The following is a 19383-nucleotide window of genomic DNA, read 5'->3' as shown; positions in this document are numbered from 1 at the left end:
CAATAACGGAGTTTCACGAAATGAAAGGCGACATTGGCGTAATCGGCCTTGCCGTAATGGGGCAAAACCTGATTCTCAACATGAACGACAACGGCTTTAAAGTTGTCGCATACAACCGTACGACCAGCAAAGTAGATGATTTTTTAAACGGCGCAGCCAAAAATACCAATATTATCGGCGCATATTCACTGCAAGATTTGGTTGATAAATTAGAAAAACCGCGCAAAATCATGATGATGGTACGCGCTGGTTCTGTTGTTGACGACTTTATCGAGCAACTCGTTCCGCTTTTGGACGAAGGCGACATCATTATTGACGGCGGCAATGCCAACTATCCTGATTCCACCCGCCGTACACACGAGCTGGCCGCAAAAGGCATCCGCTTTATCGGCGCGGGCGTTTCCGGCGGCGAAGAAGGCGCGCGTCACGGCCCGTCCATCATGCCCGGCGGCGACGAAGCCGCATGGCCTGCCGTTAAGCCGATTTTCCAAGCCATTTCTGCCAAAACGCCTCAAGGCGAGCCTTGCTGCGACTGGGTTGGCCGCGACGGTGCGGGCCATTTCGTCAAAATGGTGCACAACGGCATCGAATACGGCGACATGCAGTTGATTTGTGAAGCGTACCAATTCATGAAAGACGGTTTGGGCCTGTCTTATGACGAAATGCACCAAATCTTCAACGAATGGAACAAAACCGAACTGGATTCCTACCTGATCGAAATCACCGCCGCGATTTTGGGCTATAAAGACGAAAACGGCGAACCTTTGGTTGAAAAAATCCTCGATACTGCCGGTCAAAAAGGCACAGGCAAATGGACCGGCATCAATGCCCTCGATTTGGGCATCCCGCTGACGCTGATTTCCGAAGCCGTGTTTGCACGTTGCGTATCCGCGTTTAAAGACCAACGCGTCCAAGCAAACAGCCTGTTTGGCAAAACCATTACCCCGATTGAAGGAGACAAAGCCGCATGGGTGGATGCGTTGCGCCAAGCCCTGTTGGCATCCAAAATCATTTCCTACGCACAAGGCTTTATGCTGATCCGTGAAGCCAGTGAAAACAACGATTGGGCATTGAACTACGGCAACACCGCCCTCTTGTGGCGCGAAGGCTGCATTATCCGCAGCGCCTTCTTGGGCAACATCCGCGACGCATACGAAGCCAATCCTGATTTGGTCTTCTTGGGTTCCGATCCTTATTTCAAAGGCGTGTTGGAAACCTGTCTGCCTGCATGGCGCAAAGTCGTTGCCAAAGCCATCGAATGCGGCATCCCTATGCCCTGCATGGCTTCCGCGATTACTTTCCTCGACGGCTACACTTCCGCGCGCCTGCCGGCCAACCTGCTGCAAGCGCAACGCGACTACTTCGGCGCGCACACTTACGAGCGTACCGACAAACCGCGCGGCGAGTTCTTCCATACCAACTGGACAGGCAAGGGTGGCGATACCGCTTCAACCACATACGATATTTAATTTGCCCAGGCAAACAAAAGGCCGTCTGAGTATTTCAGACGGCCTTTTTATAGGGTTATCCACAATGAAGAATGAAACGATTTAACCTGATTGATAGATAACTTTATGAAATAAATAAAGATTAATAAAGGCCGTCTGAATATTTCAGACGGCCTTTAAAATTGTTCACAACCTTATCAACAGGTTTTCCATAGATTAAACCAGATTTTGCGGATTTCCGGCCACGAAGCGGTTGATGTTGTCCAAAAGGATGTCAAACAGGCGGTTGGCGGCCTCTTGGCTTGCCCATGCAATGTGTGGCGTGACGATGAGGTTGGGTAGTCGGGCTTTCAGCAGAGGGTTGCCGTCGCGCGGCGGCTCTTGTGTCAATACGTCAAAACCTGCACCGCCGATTTGGCCGTATTTCAACGCCGCAACCAAAGCGGCTTCATCAACTAAGCCGCCGCGCCCGCAGTTGATGAGGATGGCGCCGGGTTTCATTTGCTGCAATTCGGCTTCGCCTATCATGTTGGCTGTTTGCGGCGTGAGCGGGCAATTAAGCGACACGACATCGGCAGAGCGGATGGCTTCGTCAAAGGAAACATAGCCGTCGCGGACGCTTTGGGCATTTTTATGTTCGGCAAACACGACATTCATTTTGAAAGCCTGTGCATAAGTTGCCAGCGTTTTACCGATATTGCCGCGACCGAAAATCGCCAGCGTTTTACCGTTTAAATCGCGCATCGGGACGCCGAGATGGCAGAAAAACGGCGAGTTTTCCCACAAGCCTGCCGCAACGTCACGCTGGTAGGCAGGCAGGTTGCGCATCAAGGTAATCATCATCATAAACGCGTGTTCCGCCACAGATTCATTGCCGTAAGCGCGGATATTGCACACTGCCGTGCCGTTTTGTTTGGCAGCCTCAACATCCACATTGTTAACGCCTGTCGCGGTAACGGCAACCAGCTTGAGTTGTGGATTTTCGGCAAATGCTTGGGCGGAAATCACGACTTTGTTGGTAATCACAATGTCCGCGCCGCGGATGCGCGCCAGCGTTTCGTGTGCTTCGGTTGTGCCGTAGCTGCTCAATGTATGTGGAAAATCAAAGTCAAACGGGCGGTTGACGAGGGTATCGCGGTCGAGGACGACAATATGGAGCGGGTTCATAAAATTCCTATCAAAAATAAAATATCGATTTATAAAATCTAAATCAGAATAAAGGATTTAAAATATACGCGTTAGTTGATAATAATTATTATGTAGCGATTAAAACATCAATGTATCAGGAAAACAGCATGATTAAAACCATTACATTTGCTATTTTGCATTTCAGCGTCGCATTTAGTGTCGCCTATATTCTGACCGGCAGTATCGGCGTTTCCAGCGCGGTCGCTTTGGTCGAACCCATCGTCAATACCGTCGTCTTTTATTTTCACGAAAAAGCGTGGAACCGCTACGAGAAAAACAAATCCGAAAAGCAAAAATTGTGGGTGCCTCTGCATCAGTGCGGCTAAAGTTTCAGACGGCCTTTTGCTTGGTTAAAACCGATTATGGTTTTTTGGTTTATCCATCGCCATAAAAATGCCAAACCCTAAAATAGAGTAAGACTTTACGAAGGCCTCATGAAGGTAAAAATGCTAAAATACGCTATTCTTGCAAACCCATTCAGACGGCCTCAATGCTCACCGATTTAGAAAAAAACGCCATCCGCGACCATTACCAAAACATCGGCAAAAACCTGCCCGGTTTCCGTCCGCGCGCTTCGCAACGGGAAATGATTGCGGCGATTGCCAACGCTTTTTCGCGGACGTTGAAGCGTGAAGAAGGCGAAGAAGCGCCCAAACGCGAGGGCGAGAGCATTGCCGTAATCGAAGGGCCGACCGGCGTGGGTAAATCGTTGGCCTACCTTTTGGCCGGCGGCATCATGGCGCAAACGCGCGGCAAACGGCTGATCGTCAGCAGCGCAACGGTGGCCTTGCAGGAACAGTTGGTTGACCGCGATTTGCCGTTTCTGGTGGAAAAAAGCGGTTTGGAGCTGACCTTTGCGCTTGCCAAGGGGCGAGGCCGTTATCTTTGCCCCTACAAACTCTATCAACTGACGCAAAACAACGCCCAGCAAAATCTGCTTGGTTTTGAAGCGCCGGAAGTGTTGTGGGACAGCAAACCCAAACCAGAAGAATTGAACCTGTTGCGCGACATTGCCGATGAATTTTCCGCCCGCCGCTTTAATGGCGACCGCGACACTTGGCCGGAAAAAATCGATGACGCGATTTGGCTTAAAGTGACCAACGACCGCCACGGCTGCCTGAAATCCGCCTGTCCCAACCGTCCGGAATGCCCGTTTTACCTGGCGCGCGATGTTTTGGAAACCGTCGATGTCGTCGTTGCCAACCACGATCTTCTGCTTGCCGACATCAGCATGGGCGGCGGCGTAATTCTGCCTGCGCCCGAAAACAGTTTCTATTGCATAGACGAAGCGCACCACCTGCCCAAAAAAGCCCTCAGCCGTTTTGCCGCCGAACATTCATGGAATATTGCCGTTTGGACGCTGGAAAAACTGCCGCAGCTGACCGGCAAAATTGCCGCGCTTACCGATAAAGCCGAACTTGCCAACCTTGCCGACGAAGCTGCCACATCCTTGCTCGACAGCCTGCACGAATGGCAGTTTCACTTGGCGGAAGAGCCGTCTTTAAGTCTGGGGTCGTCTGAAAACGACAGGCGGAAACACAACGAACCGACTTGGCTGTGGGAAGACGGCAAAATCCCCGAAGGCCTGGAAACCACAGTTTCCAATACGGCTATTGCTGCGCGCAGCCTGCTCAAACATGTTGTCGGCTTGAACGATGCGCTTTCCGCCGCACGCCGCGAAAAAGAGCAGGACGGCGCGCTCATCGACCGCCTGACCAGCGAGTTCGGCCTTTTTATCGCCCGTATCGAACAAATCAGCGCGGTTTGGGATTTGCTCTCCACCGTTCCCATCGAGGGCGAAGAGCCGTTGGCAAAATGGATAACCCGCCGTGCCGACGACAAAAACGACTATATTTTCAACGCCAGCCCCATCAGCAGCGCATCCCACCTTGCCAACAGCCTGTGGCGGCGCGCGGCAGGCGCGGTGTTGACTTCGGCCACCCTGCAATCGCTCGGCAGCTTCAACCTGATTTTGCGCCAAACCGGCCTATTATGGCTGCCCGAAACCACCACGCTTGCTTTGGAAAGCCCGTTTAATTTCGATACGCAAGGCGAGCTGTATATTCCGCCCGTACACGCCAGCCCCAAAGACCCTGATGCGCATACGGCCGCCATTGTCGAATGGTTGCCGAAGCTGGTTTCGCCGGTTGAAGCCATCGGTACGCTGGTGCTGTTTTCCTCGCGCAAGCAAATGCAGGATGTCGCCTTACGACTGCCTGACGAATACTTGCCGCTTCTGCTTGTACAAGGCGAGTTGCCCAAGACTGTCCTGTTGCAAAGGCACCATCAAGCCATTGCCGAAGGCAAAGCCAGCATTATTTTCGGCCTCGACAGTTTTGCCGAAGGCCTCGACCTGCCCGGCACGGCCTGCGTGCAAGTCATTATTGCCAAGCTGCCGTTTGCCATGCCGGACAATCCTATCGAGAAAACCCAAAACCGTTGGATTGAACAACGCGGCGGAAATCCCTTTATCGAAATTACGGTGCCTGAAGCCAGCATCAAACTGATCCAAGCCGTCGGCCGCCTTATCCGTACCGAACAGGATTACGGCCGCGTGACCATCCTCGACAACCGTGTCAAAACGCAACGCTACGGCCAGCAATTATTGGCCTGTCTGCCGCCGTTTAAACGGATAGGGTAGTTGTGGATAATTTAAAATAAAAGGCCGTCTGAAACCAAATGTTCAGACGGCCTTTTATTCTTTTTAAGCTATAAATCCAATTTCATGACGGATACGGTTTCCCCGTTGTGCCAAGTCTGGGTAATTTCTTTCCAGCCGAACTTTTCATACACAGCCTGCACATCCGGCGTATAGAGAAACAGATGCGGCAAACCCAGTTCGCGTGCTTTATCCAGACAAAACGAAACCAGCTGCCTGCCTACGCCCAAACCGCGAAATTGCGGCAAAACGAACACATCGCCCAGCCAATATTCGTATTCAGGAAAACACGCCATATCAAACCGCTTCAATGCCGCCGAACCCATCAGCTGCCCTTCCTTATCCACAGCCGCGAACGCCAGCGGCAAGTTATCCCCATCGAGGCATTGCGCGTAATATGCACGGATTTTGTCCAGAGACGACCACGGCGCAAAATCGTGCCATTCCTCAAACAGCGCGAGGGATAAAGGCTCGACAAATTCAGGCTTCAGACGGCATATGTTCATATCGGGTCCTTTTGTTGTACCGAATAGGGATTATTTTCACAGTATAGGCCGTCTGAAAGATTAACACATCTTAAAAAATCAGCGTAAAACACAATAAACCCGCCGCCAGCCCCATTCAAATCACTTATAATTCTGCCCGTACCGCACACAAACAAAAGAAGAACACCATGGCCAAGAAATTTCCCATTTTCCCGAAAAATCCTGAGCGTATCTGCTGGGGTTGCGACAAATACTGCAAAGAAGACGATTTGCAATGCGGCAACGGTTGCGAACGCATCCAACACCCCATCGAGTTGGACGGCCGCGACTGGTATAAAAAAGGCGACTGGAGCAATTTGTTGAGCGAAGAGCAGCAAATCGAACTTGGACTGAAAGAAGCGCCCAAGCCGGCCAAACCGCATATCAAGCTGCCTTTGAAAAACAAAACGGCTTAAACGGAATGCCGTAAACAAACGAAATGAAAGGCCGTCTGAAACCTGAAAAACAGGGTTTCAGATGGCCTTTGCGTTGTCGGATTATGCCTTCACATAATGCACAAACGCGTATTCGATGCCTTTGGCGGAAACATGGTTTTCCCGAGAGGCTTCTTGCCATGTTTCTGTGGAAAACTCAGGAAAAAACGCATCGCCGTCCACATCCAAACCGACTTCGGTCAAACGCAAATCGGTGGCAATCGGCAGGGCTTGTGCATAAATTTGCGCGCCGCCCATGATGATGACTTCTTCAACCCCCTGACACAAAGCCAGCGCATCTTCCAAAGAAGCCGCCGTTTGCGCGCCTTCGGCCTGATAATCTTGGCGAGTGATGACGATATTTTGACGGCCGGGCAGCGGTTTGCGCGGCAGCGATTCCCATGTTTTGCGGCCCATAATGACGGGTTTGCCGGTGGTGTAGGATTTGAAAAAGGCAAAATCCTCGGACAAATGCCAAGGCATGGTGTTGTTGATGCCGATACAGCGGCGGGCGGCATAGGCGGCGATAAGGGTGATTTTAGGCATAATGAAATCCGTTTGCAAAATAGAATGATTATAGCGGAAGGGAGGCGGGAAGGACTGAATGCCCGATATTATAAAAATGTTTCAACATTTATAAAATCAATATTCAAAATACTTAATTTTGACAAAAATCATTTATTGTTCATTTTTTTAGGTATATGATAAATATCATATCAAATAAAAAAGGAAAGGAAAAAATGATGAGAACCCTCTGTATTTCTGCTTTGACTGCCTCCCTGTCTTTGATGTTGACTGCCTGCGGCGGCGCAACAAGCGGCTTGTCGAATGCCGTGACCGAGCCGCTCAATCCGCATCCGAAAGGCGTGTTGTCCGTTGAATTGAACGAATCCGTCCCTGAAAACGGTACGTTGGAGCTGACCGCCAACGGTAAAACGCAAACCCTGCAAAAAGGCGGCAAACTCGATACCGGCTTTTTGAAAACCGATAAAGTATCTTCTTACGACTACGCCCAAAAAATCAAGGTAAACGGTCAAGTCATCACTTTGGAAACGGGCGATTTCCAAGTGTATAAACAAAATTATTCCACTGTTGCCGCGCGTTACGCCAAACAAAAAGCCGATGACGCAGGCAAGCTGCAAAACCTCGATACATACATATTTACCGTCGGCGAAGTCCAAGGCGATGAAACAGCGTATCGCAATTTACCCAAACAAGGCAGCTATCAGTATTCGGGGATCGCGTTTAACGGCGACGACCGCAGCGGCCGTCTGAAATACACTGTCGATTTCGATAAAAAACAAGGTTACGGCAAAATCAGCAGCATGGCTTCCTACAATAATGTCGACCTGCTTGCCGCAGGTATTGCCAATAACAATGGCAAAGCCGCCTTCAGCGGTAAAACCAGTTTGAACGGTATCGAAAACGGCCGTTACGATTTGAAACTCTTCGGCCCGCAGGCTGAAGAAATTGCCGGTAAGGCGCAAATCAAAGTTGGCGACTTTACCAAAGAAATTGGCTTGGCCGGTAAGAAAGAATAGGAAACAAGGCCGTCTGAAAGGTTCAGACGGCCTTTTCTTTACAAAAAAGCAACGGCTCAAACCGTTGCTTTTTTCATGCCAACCTAAATTACAGGCTGCCCAAGATAATGCGCAATACGCGGCGCAACGGTTCGGCAGCGCCCCACAAGAGTTGGTCGCCGACAGTGAACGCGCTGATGTATTCGCCGCCCATTTCCAGTTTGCGGATACGGCCGACGGGAACAGACAGCGTGCCGGTTACTTTGGCGGGCGTCAGCTCGTGGATGCTGGCTTCTTTTTCGTTGGGGATGACTTTCACCCAGTCGTTCGCGCCTGCCAAAATCGCTTCGATTTCAGAAACAGGCAGGTCTTTTTTCAGCTTCAGGGTAATGGCTTGGCTGTGGCAGCGCATAGAACCGATGCGCACGCACAAGCCGTCGATTACGGTCGGATTGTCGCTGCGGCCGAGGATTTTGTTGGTTTCCACGCCGCCCTTCCATTCTTCTTTGGACTGGCCATTACCCAAATCCACGTCAATCCAAGGAATCAGGCTGCCGGCGAGCGGTACGCCGAAGTTGGCTTTCGGATAGTCTTCGCTGCGCAGGAAATCGGACACTTTGCGGTCGATGTCGAGGATCGCGCTGGAAGGGTCGGCAAGCTCGTCTGCCACTTGGGCGTGAATCGCGCCCATGCCGCTGATGAGTTCGCGCATGTTTTTCGCACCCGCGCCGGAAGCGGCTTGGTAGGTCATGCTGGTTGCCCATTCGACCAAATCGTTTTGGAACAGGCCGCCCAAAGCCATCAGCATCAGGGAAACGGTGCAGTTGCCGCCGATGTAGTTTTTCACGCCGTTTTTGAGGCCGTTGTCGATGACGTTGCGGTTGACCGGGTCGAGGACGATAATCGCGTCGTCTTTCATGCGCAGGGAAGAAGCCGCGTCAACCCAGTATCCGTTCCAGCCGCTGTCGCGCAGGGGTTGGAACACGGATTTGGTGTAATCGCCGCCCTGACAGGTAACGATGATGTCCATTTTTGCCAATTTGGCAACATCGTTGGCATCCAACAATGTTTTGGCCGCCTGACCGAAATCAGGGGCAGCACCGCCGACGTTGGAAGTGGTAAAGAAAAACGCTTCGGGAATATGGGCGAAGTCGTTTTCTTCTTTCATACGCTGCATCAAAACAGAGCCGACCATACCGCGCCAGCCGACAAAACCTACTTTCATGTGTTACTCCTTACAAAGAAAATCCGGATAAGTTTATAGTGCATTAACAAAAATCGGAACGGCATCGCCTGCCGCTTTGTTCAGATTTTTGTTAACCCACTATAAAAAAGGGGAAAACAAACGTTTTAACGCCGTCTGCGGAAAATGTAAAGGTTTTTATCGAAAATTTTTAGAATGATAGGAAAATAGGTTAAGATGGCAATGAAATTGCATTTCATTAATGGTACAGAGGAAGATTAAATGAGCAAAATCAATTTGTCGGATTTGCCCCAAACAGAAATAGTAGATGTCCATATTGCTTCGCCGGGGGCGAGGGTTGCGGCATATTTGTTGAATAATCTGTTTACTTTTTTGATATGGTTGCCATTCATTGTGATGGTAGTTTTCACTTTAGATGAAAGCAAAGAATTAGTTTCGGAGTCTTCTCTTTCTAATACCCCTGAATATTTTGCCATAACATTTTTTATTTCTTTGGCTGTTTATTTGGTTTTCGGTATCTTCCAACTGTATTACATGAGCCGGGACGGTCAGTCTTTAGGTAAAAAAATTATGGGCATCCGCGTGTTAAAAAGTGACGGGAATAATCCAGGTTTTGAAGGAACAGTTTTAATCCGCGAAGTTGTTTGGGCGCTTGCTGTTGGTGTTGTGGTAACTATTGTATCGTTGGCAATAAGTGACACGGGTGGAAACCTGATTTCTCTGCTTATAGCCTTCATCAACTTCATCATGCTCTTTTCCGTCAAACGCGACCGCCGCACGCTCTACGATATGCTGGCCGATACGGTTGTCGTCAAATTGCCGCCGCGCCGATAAATCGCTTTTTTTGATAAAAAATTGGAGATTCCTTTACAAATATGCTCTTACGTGCTATTATTTAAGTGACTATTTAAAAGGAGTTAATAAATATGCGGCAAGGTATTCTTAAATAAACTGTCAATTTGATAGCGGGAACAAATAATTAGATGTCCTTTTTTAGGAGGGCTTAGTTTTTTGTACCCAGTTTAAGAATACCTTTATCATGTGATTCTAAAGTATCCAGAGAATATCTGTATGCTTTGTATACCTATGGTTATGCATAAAAATCCCAGTGATAAAAGTATTTATCACTGGGATTTTTATGCCCTTTTGGGTTTTTGAATGGAGGAAAATCACATGAAAATTATTAATATTGGAGTTTTAGCTCATGTTGATGCAGGAAAAACTACCTTAACAGAAAGCTTATTATATAACAGTGGAGCGATTACAGAATTAGGAAGCGTGGACAAAGGTACAACGAGGACGGATAATACGCTTTTAGAACGTCAGAGAGGAATTACAATTCAGACAGGAATAACCTCTTTTCAGTGGGAAAATACGAAGGTGAACATCATAGACACGCCAGGACATATGGATTTCTTAGCAGAAGTATATCGTTCATTATCAGTTTTAGATGGGGCAATTCTACTGATTTCTGCAAAAGATGGCGTACAAGCACAAACTCGTATATTATTTCATGCACTTAGGAAAATGGGGATTCCCACAATCTTTTTTATCAATAAGATTGACCAAAATGGAATTGATTTATCAACGGTTTATCAGGATATTAAAGAGAAACTTTCTGCCGAAATTGTAATCAAACAGAAGGTAGAACTGCATCCTAATATGCGTGTAATGAACTTTACCGAATCTGAACAATGGGATATGGTAATAGAAGGAAATGATTACCTTTTGGAGAAATATACGTCTGGGAAATTATTGGAAGCATTAGAACTCGAACAAGAGGAAAGCATAAGATTTCATAATTGTTCCCTGTTCCCTGTTTATCACGGAAGTGCAAAAAACAATATAGGGATTGATAACCTTATAGAAGTGATTACGAATAAATTTTATTCATCAACACATCGAGGTCAGTCTGAACTTTGCGGAAAAGTTTTCAAAATTGAGTATTCGGAAAAAAGACAGCGTCTTGCATATATACGTCTTTATAGTGGCGTACTGCATTTGCGAGATTCGGTTAGAATATCGGAAAAGGAAAAAATAAAAATTACAGAAATGTATACTTCAATAAATGGTGAATTATGTAAAATCGATAAGGCTTATTCCGGGGAAATTGTTATTTTGCAGAATGAGTTTTTGAAGTTAAATAGTGTTCTTGGAGATACAAAGCTATTGCCACAGAGAGAGAGAATTGAAAATCCCCTCCCTCTGCTGCAAACGACTGTTGAACCGAGCAAACCTCAACAAAGGGAAATGTTACTTGATGCACTTTTAGAAATCTCCGACAGTGACCCGCTTCTGCGATATTATGTGGATTCTGCGACACATGAAATCATACTTTCTTTCTTAGGGAAAGTACAAATGGAAGTGATTAGTGCACTGTTGCAAGAAAAGTATCATGTGGAGATAGAACTAAAAGAGCCTACAGTCATTTATATGGAGAGACCGTTAAAAAATGCAGAATATACCATTCACATCGAAGTGCCGCCAAATCCTTTCTGGGCTTCCATTGGTTTATCTGTATCACCGCTTCCGTTGGGAAGTGGAATGCAGTATGAGAGCTCGGTTTCTCTTGGATACTTAAATCAATCATTTCAAAATGCAGTTATGGAAGGGATACGCTATGGTTGCGAACAAGGATTATATGGTTGGAATGTGACGGATTGTAAAATCTGTTTTAAGTATGGCTTATACTATAGCCCTGTTAGTACCCCAGCAGATTTTCGGATGCTTGCTCCTATTGTATTGGAACAAGTCTTAAAAAAAGCTGGAACAGAATTGTTAGAGCCATATCTTAGTTTTAAAATTTATGCGCCACAGGAATATCTTTCACGAGCATACAACGATGCTCCTAAATATTGTGCGAACATCGTAGACACTCAATTGAAAAATAATGAGGTCATTCTTAGTGGAGAAATCCCTGCTCGGTGTATTCAAGAATATCGTAGTGATTTAACTTTCTTTACAAATGGACGTAGTGTTTGTTTAACAGAGTTAAAAGGGTACCATGTTACTACCGGTGAACCTGTTTGCCAGCCCCGTCGTCCAAATAGTCGGATAGATAAAGTACGATATATGTTCAATAAAATAACTTAGTGTATTTTATGTTTATGTAAAATCAGCACTTTCCAACATAGGCCGTCTGAAAAATCGCTTTCAGACGGCCTTTCGACACGCTATTGATTTCATGAAAAAACATTTGTACCGCATTACGCTCGTCAGCATTGCCGCGGCCATTCTTGCCGCCTGTCCGAGCAAAAGCATTAAAAACCTCCCCGAAACCGACACCAGCGTTATCAAAGGCCCTGACCGCCCCACCGGTACGCCCGATCCCGTCGGTACGACAGTGAGCGGGGGAGGAGCAAACTACACCGTAGTTTCCTACAACGAATTGCCGCACTGGGACCTCCAACACTTTACCAAAAGCCTGCAATCTTTCCGTTTAGGCTGTGAAAAACTTAAAAACCGCCAAGGCTGGCAGGACGTTTGTATCCAAGCCATGCAAACGCCGGTGCACCATTTCCAAGCCAAGCACTTTTTCGAGCGCTATTTCACCGCATGGCGCGTCGATAACGGCGGCAATCCTGCCGGCACCATTACCGGCTATTACGAACCGGTCCTGCACGGCGACGACAAGCCCACAAGCCAATCCCGTTTCCCTATTTACGGCATTCCGAACGATTTCGTTTCCGTTCCGTTGGCTGCAAACTTGAGGGGCAGCAAAGCCACCGTCCGCATCCGCCAAACCGGCCAAAATAGCGGCGTCATCGACAACAGCGGCACATACATGGCCGACTTGTCCAGATTCCCGATTACAGCACGCAGCACCGCGCTGAAAGGCCGTTTTGAAGGCAGCCGTTTTGTTCCTTACTACACCCGCAGCCAAATCAACGGCGGCGCACTTAACGGCAAAGCGCCGATTTTGGGTTATGCAGATGATCCGGTCGAACTTTTCTTTATGCACATTCAAGGTTCAGGCCGTCTGAAAACGCCGTCCGGCAAATACATCCGTGTCGGGTTTGCCGATAAAAACGAACATCCGTATGTTTCCATCGGCCGCTATATGGCGGACAAAGGCTATCTGCCGCTGGGTCAGACCAGCATGCAGGGCATCAAGGCCTATATGAAGCAAAACCCCGGCCGCCTTGCCGAAGTTTTGGGACAAAACCCAAGCTACGTCTTCTTCCGCGAGCTGACCGGCAGCGGCGATTCCGGCCCAGTGGGCGCATTGGGTACACCGTTGATGGGCGAATACGCCGGTGCCATTGACCGCCACTACATCACGCTTGGCGCACCGTTATTTGTCGCCACTGCCCATCCGATTACCAAAAAAGCCCTCAACCGCCTGATTATGGCGCAAGATACCGGTAGCGCGATTAAAGGCGCGGTCCGTGTGGATTATTTCTGGGGTTATGGCGACGAAGCAGGCGAAGTGGCCGGCAAAATGAAAACCACCGGCTATGTATGGCAGCTTCTGCCCAACGGCATGAAACCGGAATACCGTCCATAAACAGCGGTTTTAAAAAAGGCCGTCTGAAACCAAGATTCAGGTTTCAGACGGCCTTTTTATTTCGATAAAAATGCGGAAGGTTTTAAAAACCTTCCGCGGTATGGGGACATACAGCTCGGACGGTAAGCCGGGTTCTGTCGCGGACAGTCATTCCTCTAGGCACATCATTGCTGGTGTGCTCAAGCAACCTACCCGAACGCTCGGCGAGCAGCGTCATCGCGTTCTGTTTGGTCTTGCTCCGAATGGGGTTTAGCCTGCTGCGCTTTGTTACCAAATGCACGGTGCGCTCTTACCGCACCTTTTCACCCTTACCTGTTTTGCCCAAAGGCAATCATCGGCGGTATTGCTTTCTGTTCCACTTTCCGTCGCGTTGCCGCGCCCGGCCGTTAGCCGGCATTCTGCTCTGTGGAGCCCGGACTTTCCTCCCCGTATGCCTTACGCGATACGCGGCGACTGTCTGTCCGACCTGTATGAGGTGCGGATTATAACACAGCCGCCATAGGGTTCAGACGGCCTAAATATTTATTTTTTCTTTTTAAATGCTATTTCGGTCAAACCCAATTCCTGTGCTTTTTTGCGGACTGCGGATTCGGGCATTTCGCGTGCCAGGCGGCTGGTGCAGTATTCGGTCATGGTGGTGGCGCAGGCTTTGAAGTTGCCGGTAAAGTCGCTGGCGGCACTCAAAAACGGGATGAGGCGGCCGGCCATGATTTCTTCGGCCGGTGCGTCTGTTTGGGCGGATACGCGTCCGGACTCGACCGCCGAGAAGATTTGTTCGGTAAAGCGTCGGGTGAAGTTTTCTTCTGTTTGGCAGTCTTGGAAGGCGGTGTTTTCATGTTGGCAGACGAGGGTAACTTCGCCTTGAGCTTCTTGCAGCGGTTCGGCCAAATCGAGTTTGAGGGTTTGCTTGTCGGTTTGCAGCCAGGCGGTGCGGCCTTGGGTTTTGATGATTTTGCCGTAAACGCCGATGGCATCGTTTTGGGGGATGTTTTTCTGTTCGACAAGTTGCTGGGCCGAGAATAAGGGGGCTTGTTCGGCAAATGCGCCGCCGGTTTCGTGTTTGAAGTAGGCGGCGAGGTCTTGTTTGATGAGGGCTTGGGTCAACAATTTTTCGCCTTCGGTCAGGCGGTGTGCAAAGCCGTGTGTTTTGGGGGCGGATGCGGTATCCGTGGCGGTCTTGGTGTCCGGTGTGCAGGCGCTCAGGAGTAAAAACAGGGGAAGGATGTATTTCATGGCTGGTCTCTCAACAGGCCGTCTGAATCTATGTTTCAAACGGTCAGCGTTGTTTATCGATAACGATAAACCCGGCGGGGATAAACGGGATAGGCCGGGTAATTGCGGACGGGTTCGCTGTCTTGATAGATGACGGTCGTCCCGGGCGGGGCGTTGATGGTCACGGTTTTGTTGACAGTGGTTTGCGAGTGGACGGGCATATCTAAGACGGCGGTGCGCCCGTACGGAGTCTCGGTATAAACGCACGCGCTTAGAAGCAAGGCGGCACTCAGGACGGCGGTTTTCATGTTTCAGACGGCCTTATTTGAGCAGGTTTTTTAAGGCCAGGCGCACGCCTTCGCCGACTTCCGTGCCTTTGGGAATGCCTTTGGTGGCGGCTTTGGCTTCGCGTTCGTTGTAGCCGAGGGCAAGCAGGGTGTTGATGATGTCTTGGCTTTCGTCGGCAACGGCATCAGGGGCAAACAGGCCGTCTGAAACGGTATGGGACACGAGTTTGCCGCGCAGTTCCAACACCATGCGCTCGGCGGTTTTTTTGCCGATGCCGGGGGCGGAGGAGAGGCGTTTGACGTCTTCTTCGGCGACGGCTTGCGCCAGCTCGTCGGCATTCATGGCCGACAAAATGCCCAATGCGGTTTTGGCACCGATGCCGCTGACTTTGACCAGTTGGCGGAAGGTGGCGCGTTCCTCGGCCGAGGCGAAACCAAACAGCAAATGCGCGTCTTCGCGGACGACAAGCTGGGTGTAGAGATGGACGGTTTCGCCAACGGAAGGCAGGTTGTAGAAAGTCTGCATGGAAACGTCGGCTTCATAACCGACGCCGTTGACGTCGATAACGACCTGCGGCGGATTTTTCTCAATCAATTTGCCTGTGAGCCTGCTGATCATGGTGTTCCCCTGTGATTAAAAAAGGCCGTCTGAAACCTTGCAATCGGGTTTCAGACGGCCTTGTATTGTATCAAACTTCAGCGGTAACGCGGACGAAATCAGATGGCGGATACCAGGTTCAGATGACGGGCGCGTTCGCCTGCTTCGGCGGCACGTTCTTGGCTGCTGAACGGACCCATTTTGACAACATATTCGTAGTTGCGTTTTTCCAGCATGACTTTGCTGTCTGACGGCAGGCTTTGTGCAGCTTGGTTCAAATAAGCCTGTGCTTCGCGTTGGGTACCGAAGGATTTCAAATCAACAAAAAATTCTTTGTTGTTTGGGGAAATAATGGTTTGAGCGGCGGTTTGGCCGGGGATGATTTGTTCAACTTTAACGTTGGCCGTGCCTTGGTTGATGAAACCCAATTGTTGGGCGGCGGCGCGGGAAACATCGATGACACGGTTGCCGTGGAAAGGGCCGCGGTCGTTGACACGGACGATGACGCTTTTGCCGTTTTGCATATTGGTCACGCGTGCGTAGCTGGGAATAGGGAGGGTTTTGTGGGCGGCGGAGAGGGCGTTCATATTGTAACGCTCGCCGCTGGAAGTTTTACGGCCGTGGAATTGGTTGCCATACCATGAGGCTTTGCCGGTTTGGCTGAAAGAGGAAACTTGGGTCAACGGCGTGTAGCGTTTGCCGGCAACTTTGTAACTGCGGTTGGCAGAAGGATGCAGTTTTTCGACTCGGACCACGCTGTCGGCGACGGCGGCATTGATGGAAAGGACGCCGATGGTGGTGGCGGCTAAGGAAAGGAGGGTTTTTTTGGTAAAAGTCAAAACGGGTTCCGTTCTTGAGTTGATAACGCAGCGGTTTCAGACGGCCTGTTATACGCCGCCGGCAAAACCATTTTGTCGCCATGCTTCAAACAGAATAACGGCGACAGTATTGGAAAGATTCATGCTCCTGCTGCCGGGCATCATCGGCAGGCGGATTTTTTGTCCGGCAGGCAGGCTGTCGAGAATTTCGGCAGGCAGGCCGCGCGTTTCGGGACCAAACAGCAACACGTCGCCTTCGCGGAAGGAAACTTCGTCGGGGCGGGTAGAGCCTTTGGTGGTCAGCGCGAAAATGCGGCGGCCTTCAAGAGCCTTGAGGCAGTCTTCGAAATTCTCATGTACCGTCAGTTTGGCAAACTCGTGATAATCCAAGCCCGCGCGTTTCATTTTGGACGAATCCAGCGGAAACCCAAGCGGCTTGACCAAGTGCAAATCGGCACCGGTATTGGCGCACAGGCGGATGATATTGCCCGTATTGGGCGGGATTTCGGGTTGGTACAAAACTATGGTAAACATATAAATCAATCACTTATAGAGTGGCATAATGCCGAAATGTTCCATGGGTGTCAAAAACTTTAAGCTATTTTTTCATTGGCGGCCATGCCAAAGACCAACAACAAATCCGGCCTGCGCCTGATTTTTTCAGCGTTTTCGCCAATTCGTCCAAAGTCGAGCCGGTGGTGAAGACATCGTCAATTAACAGAATATTACACGCCTTCGGCAATTCGGTTTTGATTTTAAATGCATTCTTGATATTTCGCCGACGTTCGTCGCTTTTCAGCGTACTTTGCGGCTCGCCGTGCCGTCTGAAAACCGCGTGGTGCGGCAACAGCGTCCAGCCGTAGCGTTTTGCCAAAATATCCGTCAACGCCTCGCTTTGGTTGAATCCGCGCTTGAGCCGCCGCTCTTTGCTCAAAGGCATGGGCAGGACGAAATCGAAGTGTTCCGTCGCCAGCCAGTCCGGTGCGTTTTGGCACATCAAATCCGCCAACGGACGGCTCATGCCCAAGTCGGCCAAGTGTTTCAGCTCGCGTATCATGCTGCTGACGGGCGGTTCGTAATACAGCGAGGCCCATATTCTATCAAATGCGGGCGGCTTTTTCTGACAACCGCCGCACACTGCCCCGCCCGCGACATGGCGGAAACACAAAGGACAGCTTTGTGCCGCGTCGATAAAATATTCCGTCAAATCGTTTGCGCAGCCTCGGCAAAGGCCGTCTGAAACGGAATCGTGGCATAATACGCAACGTCGCGCATTGAGCCGTTTCAAATTGCGCCACCAAGAAAGAACATTCATGCCACACTCCGCCAAAAAAGTTTATCTGATACACGGTTGGGCGGCGAACCGCCATGTATTCGACGATTTGATACCGCGCCTGCCTGCCGGTTGGGACGTCCGCGCGCTTGATTTGCCCGGACACGGCGATGCGCCTTTTGCCGAACCGTTTGATATTGCCGCCGTTGCCGAAGCCTTTGCCGGACAAATCGACACGCCGGCACACATTCTCGGCTGGTCGCTGGGCGGATTGGTTGCCCTATATCTGACCGCGCTTTATCCCGACAAAATCCGATCGCTCTGCCTGACGGCAAGTTTTGCCCGATTGACTGCCGACACGGATTATCCCGAAGGCTTGGCACAACCTGCCTTGGGCAAGATGGTCGGCGCATTCCAGCAGGATTATGCCAAACATATTAAACAGTTTCTACAACTGCAACTGCTGCACACGCCCCATTCCGGCGAAATCTTAAACCGGGTGCTGCCCGATTTGGCGCGCTGCGGCACGCCTTCCGCCTTACAGGCCGCGCTTGAAGCGGTTAACCATGCCGACGCGCGTCCGCTGTTGCCGCTTATTCAAACGCCGTCATTGCTGGTGTTTGGACAGAAAGACGCCATCACGCCACCGCGCATGGGCGAATATTTACACCGCCATTTGAGCGACAGCGAGCTGGTCCTTATCGACAAAGCCGCACACGCGCCCTTTTTAAGCCATGCCGACGAATTTGCCGAAACCTACCGCAATTTTGTCGAAAAGGCCGTCTGAAACAGCCTTCAACCATAAAAACAGAATATTGTCGGGCAAAGCCCGCTGACACGACCCACCATGACCGAACAAGACAAACGCTGGCAAATTCACCGCCATCTCGCCCAAGACACCGACGAGCGCCTGCAGCTGGTCCGCAATGCACCCAAACGCATCATGCTGATTGGTGCCGATGCCGACATCAGCCGCAGCCTGCTGGCCGCGCGTTATCCCGACGCCGTGTTTGAAGAATACGATCCGAATGCCGACTTTTTGAAAACCGCCGCGGCCGCGCGCAAAGGCGGTTTCTGGCAAAAACTGACCGGCAAAACCATTCCGCAGCATTGCCAAGCCCTGACCGCGCCGCTGCCTGAAGCAGCCGCCGATATGCTGTGGGCCAACCTCAGCCTCAGTCGCGCCGACGATATTTTGCCGGTATTGAAAAACTGGGCCGCAGCCTTGAAAACCGACGGATTATTGTTTTTCACGCACTTTGGTCGCGACAGCCTGACCGAGCTGACAGGCCGTCTGAACCATGAAGGCATCGAATGCGAAGCGCCCACGCTGATTGATATGCACGACTTGGGCGATATGCTCGCCGACAACGGCTTTTATGATCCGGTAACCGACACGGCCAAGCTTGAGCTAAGCTATAAAAAAGCCGGGACGTTTTGGCAGGACATGGAAACCTTGGGATTGTGGAATGCGTTGAAGTTCAGCAATCCGCAAGCGGCCAAGGAAGCTGTGGATAAGATTTTTGCCAACGAAGGCCGTCTGAACATCACGCTTGAAACCGTATACGGCCATGCCGTGAAAAAATTGGTGTTGCCTCAAGGGGAGAATGTGGTGCAGTTTTTCCCGAAACGGCAGGGCTAGTTTGGCGGTTGTGGCGGTAGGGTTGACACCGCGATTGTGTGTTGTCGAATGCGGTTTGGCGTTTATATC

At 50.1% G+C, this 19383-nt stretch carries 21 protein-coding genes and 1 other RNA gene; 11 read left to right on the top strand and 11 right to left on the bottom strand.

What is annotated here, in order from left to right:
* Positions 1–20 precede the first annotated feature (20 nt).
* On the top strand, positions 21–1469 hold the full coding sequence (gene gnd / locus HMPREF2675_RS00455) for a decarboxylating NADP(+)-dependent phosphogluconate dehydrogenase (protein ID WP_070813681.1): 1449 nt from the start codon (positions 21–23) through the stop codon (positions 1467–1469).
* 195 nt (positions 1470–1664) lie between these two features.
* Here gnd and HMPREF2675_RS00450 read toward each other — a convergent pair whose 3' ends face one another.
* Positions 1665–2615 (bottom strand): D-2-hydroxyacid dehydrogenase, encoded by a 951-nt coding sequence (locus HMPREF2675_RS00450; RefSeq protein WP_070813680.1) that lies wholly within the window; start codon positions 2613–2615, stop codon positions 1665–1667.
* Positions 2616–2743: 128 nt separating this feature from the next.
* Here HMPREF2675_RS00450 and HMPREF2675_RS00445 point away from each other — a divergent pair, with 128 nt between their 5' ends.
* Together HMPREF2675_RS00445 and dinG are read left to right on the top strand one after the other, a co-directional pair.
* Positions 2744–2962, top strand: coding sequence for a DUF2061 domain-containing protein (locus HMPREF2675_RS00445; RefSeq protein WP_070826381.1), 219 nt, complete (start codon positions 2744–2746; stop codon positions 2960–2962).
* A gap of 164 nt (positions 2963–3126) precedes the next feature.
* Positions 3127–5277: an ATP-dependent DNA helicase DinG gene (gene dinG, locus HMPREF2675_RS00440; protein WP_070813679.1), complete on the top strand. Its 2151-nt coding sequence runs from the start codon at positions 3127–3129 to the stop codon at positions 5275–5277.
* 68 nt (positions 5278–5345) lie between these two features.
* Here dinG and HMPREF2675_RS00435 read toward each other — a convergent pair whose 3' ends face one another.
* A complete protein-coding gene (locus HMPREF2675_RS00435; protein WP_070813678.1) occupies positions 5346–5801 on the bottom strand; it encodes a GNAT family N-acetyltransferase in 456 nt (151 codons plus the stop codon).
* A 167-nt stretch (positions 5802–5968) separates the two neighbouring features.
* Between HMPREF2675_RS00435 and HMPREF2675_RS00430 the strand changes: the two genes are divergently transcribed.
* Positions 5969–6235, top strand: a complete 267-nt coding sequence (locus tag HMPREF2675_RS00430) for a DUF3079 domain-containing protein (protein ID WP_003686685.1) — start codon at positions 5969–5971, stop codon at positions 6233–6235.
* Positions 6236–6316: 81 nt separating this feature from the next.
* Here HMPREF2675_RS00430 and HMPREF2675_RS00425 read toward each other — a convergent pair whose 3' ends face one another.
* A complete protein-coding gene (locus tag HMPREF2675_RS00425; RefSeq protein WP_070813677.1) occupies positions 6317–6799 on the bottom strand; it encodes a dihydrofolate reductase in 483 nt (160 codons plus the stop codon).
* Positions 6800–6993: 194 nt separating this feature from the next.
* On the opposite strand from HMPREF2675_RS00425, the gene HMPREF2675_RS00420 reads away from it, so the two are divergent.
* The gene (locus tag HMPREF2675_RS00420) at positions 6994–7794 is read left to right on the top strand and encodes a factor H-binding protein (protein WP_234395567.1); all 801 of its coding nucleotides are present in this window, start codon (positions 6994–6996) and stop codon (positions 7792–7794) included.
* 88 nt (positions 7795–7882) lie between these two features.
* Here the strand turns inward: HMPREF2675_RS00420 and asd are convergent, their stop codons facing one another.
* On the bottom strand, positions 7883–8998 hold the full coding sequence (gene asd, locus HMPREF2675_RS00415) for an aspartate-semialdehyde dehydrogenase (protein WP_049344926.1): 1116 nt from the start codon (positions 8996–8998) through the stop codon (positions 7883–7885).
* Positions 8999–9238: 240 nt separating this feature from the next.
* Here asd and HMPREF2675_RS00410 point away from each other — a divergent pair, with 240 nt between their 5' ends.
* The 4 genes from HMPREF2675_RS00410 to HMPREF2675_RS00400 all read left to right on the top strand — a co-directional run bounded on the left by HMPREF2675_RS00410 (position 9239) and on the right by HMPREF2675_RS00400 (position 13484).
* Entirely contained in the window at positions 9239–9811 is a 573-nt protein-coding gene (locus HMPREF2675_RS00410) for an RDD family protein (protein ID WP_070587859.1), read from the top strand.
* 207 nt (positions 9812–10018) lie between these two features.
* Positions 10019–10135 carry a tetracycline resistance determinant leader peptide gene (locus HMPREF2675_RS10780; protein ID WP_001791010.1) on the top strand — a complete coding sequence of 39 codons (117 nt, stop codon included), beginning with the start codon at positions 10019–10021 and terminating at the stop codon, positions 10133–10135.
* A 15-nt stretch (positions 10136–10150) separates the two neighbouring features.
* On the top strand, positions 10151–12070 hold the full coding sequence (gene tet(M) / locus HMPREF2675_RS00405; protein WP_063856397.1) for a tetracycline resistance ribosomal protection protein Tet(M): 1920 nt from the start codon (positions 10151–10153) through the stop codon (positions 12068–12070).
* 91 nt (positions 12071–12161) lie between these two features.
* On the top strand, positions 12162–13484 hold the full coding sequence (locus tag HMPREF2675_RS00400) for a murein transglycosylase A (RefSeq protein ID WP_070813675.1): 1323 nt from the start codon (positions 12162–12164) through the stop codon (positions 13482–13484).
* 107 nt (positions 13485–13591) lie between these two features.
* On the opposite strand, the gene rnpB is transcribed toward HMPREF2675_RS00400, so the two are convergent.
* The 7 genes from rnpB to HMPREF2675_RS00365 form a co-directional block, all read right to left on the bottom strand.
* Positions 13592–13953: RNase P RNA component class A (gene rnpB, locus HMPREF2675_RS00395), an RNA gene on the bottom strand.
* A 53-nt stretch (positions 13954–14006) separates the two neighbouring features.
* Positions 14007–14717, bottom strand: coding sequence for a hypothetical protein (locus HMPREF2675_RS00390; protein WP_070813674.1), 711 nt, complete (start codon positions 14715–14717; stop codon positions 14007–14009).
* Between the two features lie 53 nt (positions 14718–14770).
* Positions 14771–15004, bottom strand: a complete 234-nt coding sequence (locus HMPREF2675_RS00385; protein WP_070813673.1) for a methionine-binding protein — start codon at positions 15002–15004, stop codon at positions 14771–14773.
* Between the two features lie 13 nt (positions 15005–15017).
* Positions 15018–15602, bottom strand: coding sequence for a Holliday junction branch migration protein RuvA (gene ruvA, locus HMPREF2675_RS00380; protein ID WP_049335658.1), 585 nt, complete (start codon positions 15600–15602; stop codon positions 15018–15020).
* Positions 15603–15700: 98 nt separating this feature from the next.
* Positions 15701–16420, bottom strand: coding sequence for a septal ring lytic transglycosylase RlpA family protein (locus HMPREF2675_RS00375; protein ID WP_070813672.1), 720 nt, complete (start codon positions 16418–16420; stop codon positions 15701–15703).
* Positions 16421–16468: 48 nt separating this feature from the next.
* Positions 16469–16933 (bottom strand): tRNA (uridine(34)/cytosine(34)/5-carboxymethylaminomethyluridine(34)-2'-O)-methyltransferase TrmL, encoded by a 465-nt coding sequence (gene trmL, locus HMPREF2675_RS00370; protein WP_036492475.1) that lies wholly within the window; start codon positions 16931–16933, stop codon positions 16469–16471.
* A gap of 64 nt (positions 16934–16997) precedes the next feature.
* Positions 16998–17714, bottom strand: coding sequence for a ComF family protein (locus tag HMPREF2675_RS00365; protein ID WP_070813671.1), 717 nt, complete (start codon positions 17712–17714; stop codon positions 16998–17000).
* Here HMPREF2675_RS00365 and bioH point away from each other — a divergent pair.
* Together bioH and HMPREF2675_RS00355 are read left to right on the top strand one after the other, a co-directional pair.
* The gene (gene bioH, locus HMPREF2675_RS00360) at positions 17713–18459 is read left to right on the top strand and encodes a pimeloyl-ACP methyl ester esterase BioH (RefSeq protein WP_070813670.1); all 747 of its coding nucleotides are present in this window, start codon (positions 17713–17715) and stop codon (positions 18457–18459) included. The genes HMPREF2675_RS00365 and bioH overlap by 2 nt on opposite strands.
* A gap of 60 nt (positions 18460–18519) precedes the next feature.
* Positions 18520–19314: a class I SAM-dependent methyltransferase gene (locus HMPREF2675_RS00355; RefSeq protein WP_070813669.1), complete on the top strand. Its 795-nt coding sequence runs from the start codon at positions 18520–18522 to the stop codon at positions 19312–19314.
* Positions 19315–19383 lie beyond the last annotated feature (69 nt).

It is taken from the genome of Neisseria sp. HMSC061H08 (genome assembly GCF_001836795.1).
In the GTDB taxonomy this organism is placed as follows: domain Bacteria; phylum Pseudomonadota; class Gammaproteobacteria; order Burkholderiales; family Neisseriaceae; genus Neisseria; species Neisseria subflava_A.
Note: the sequence above shows the minus strand (reverse complement) of the source record. Positions and strands in the feature narration are given on the sequence as shown.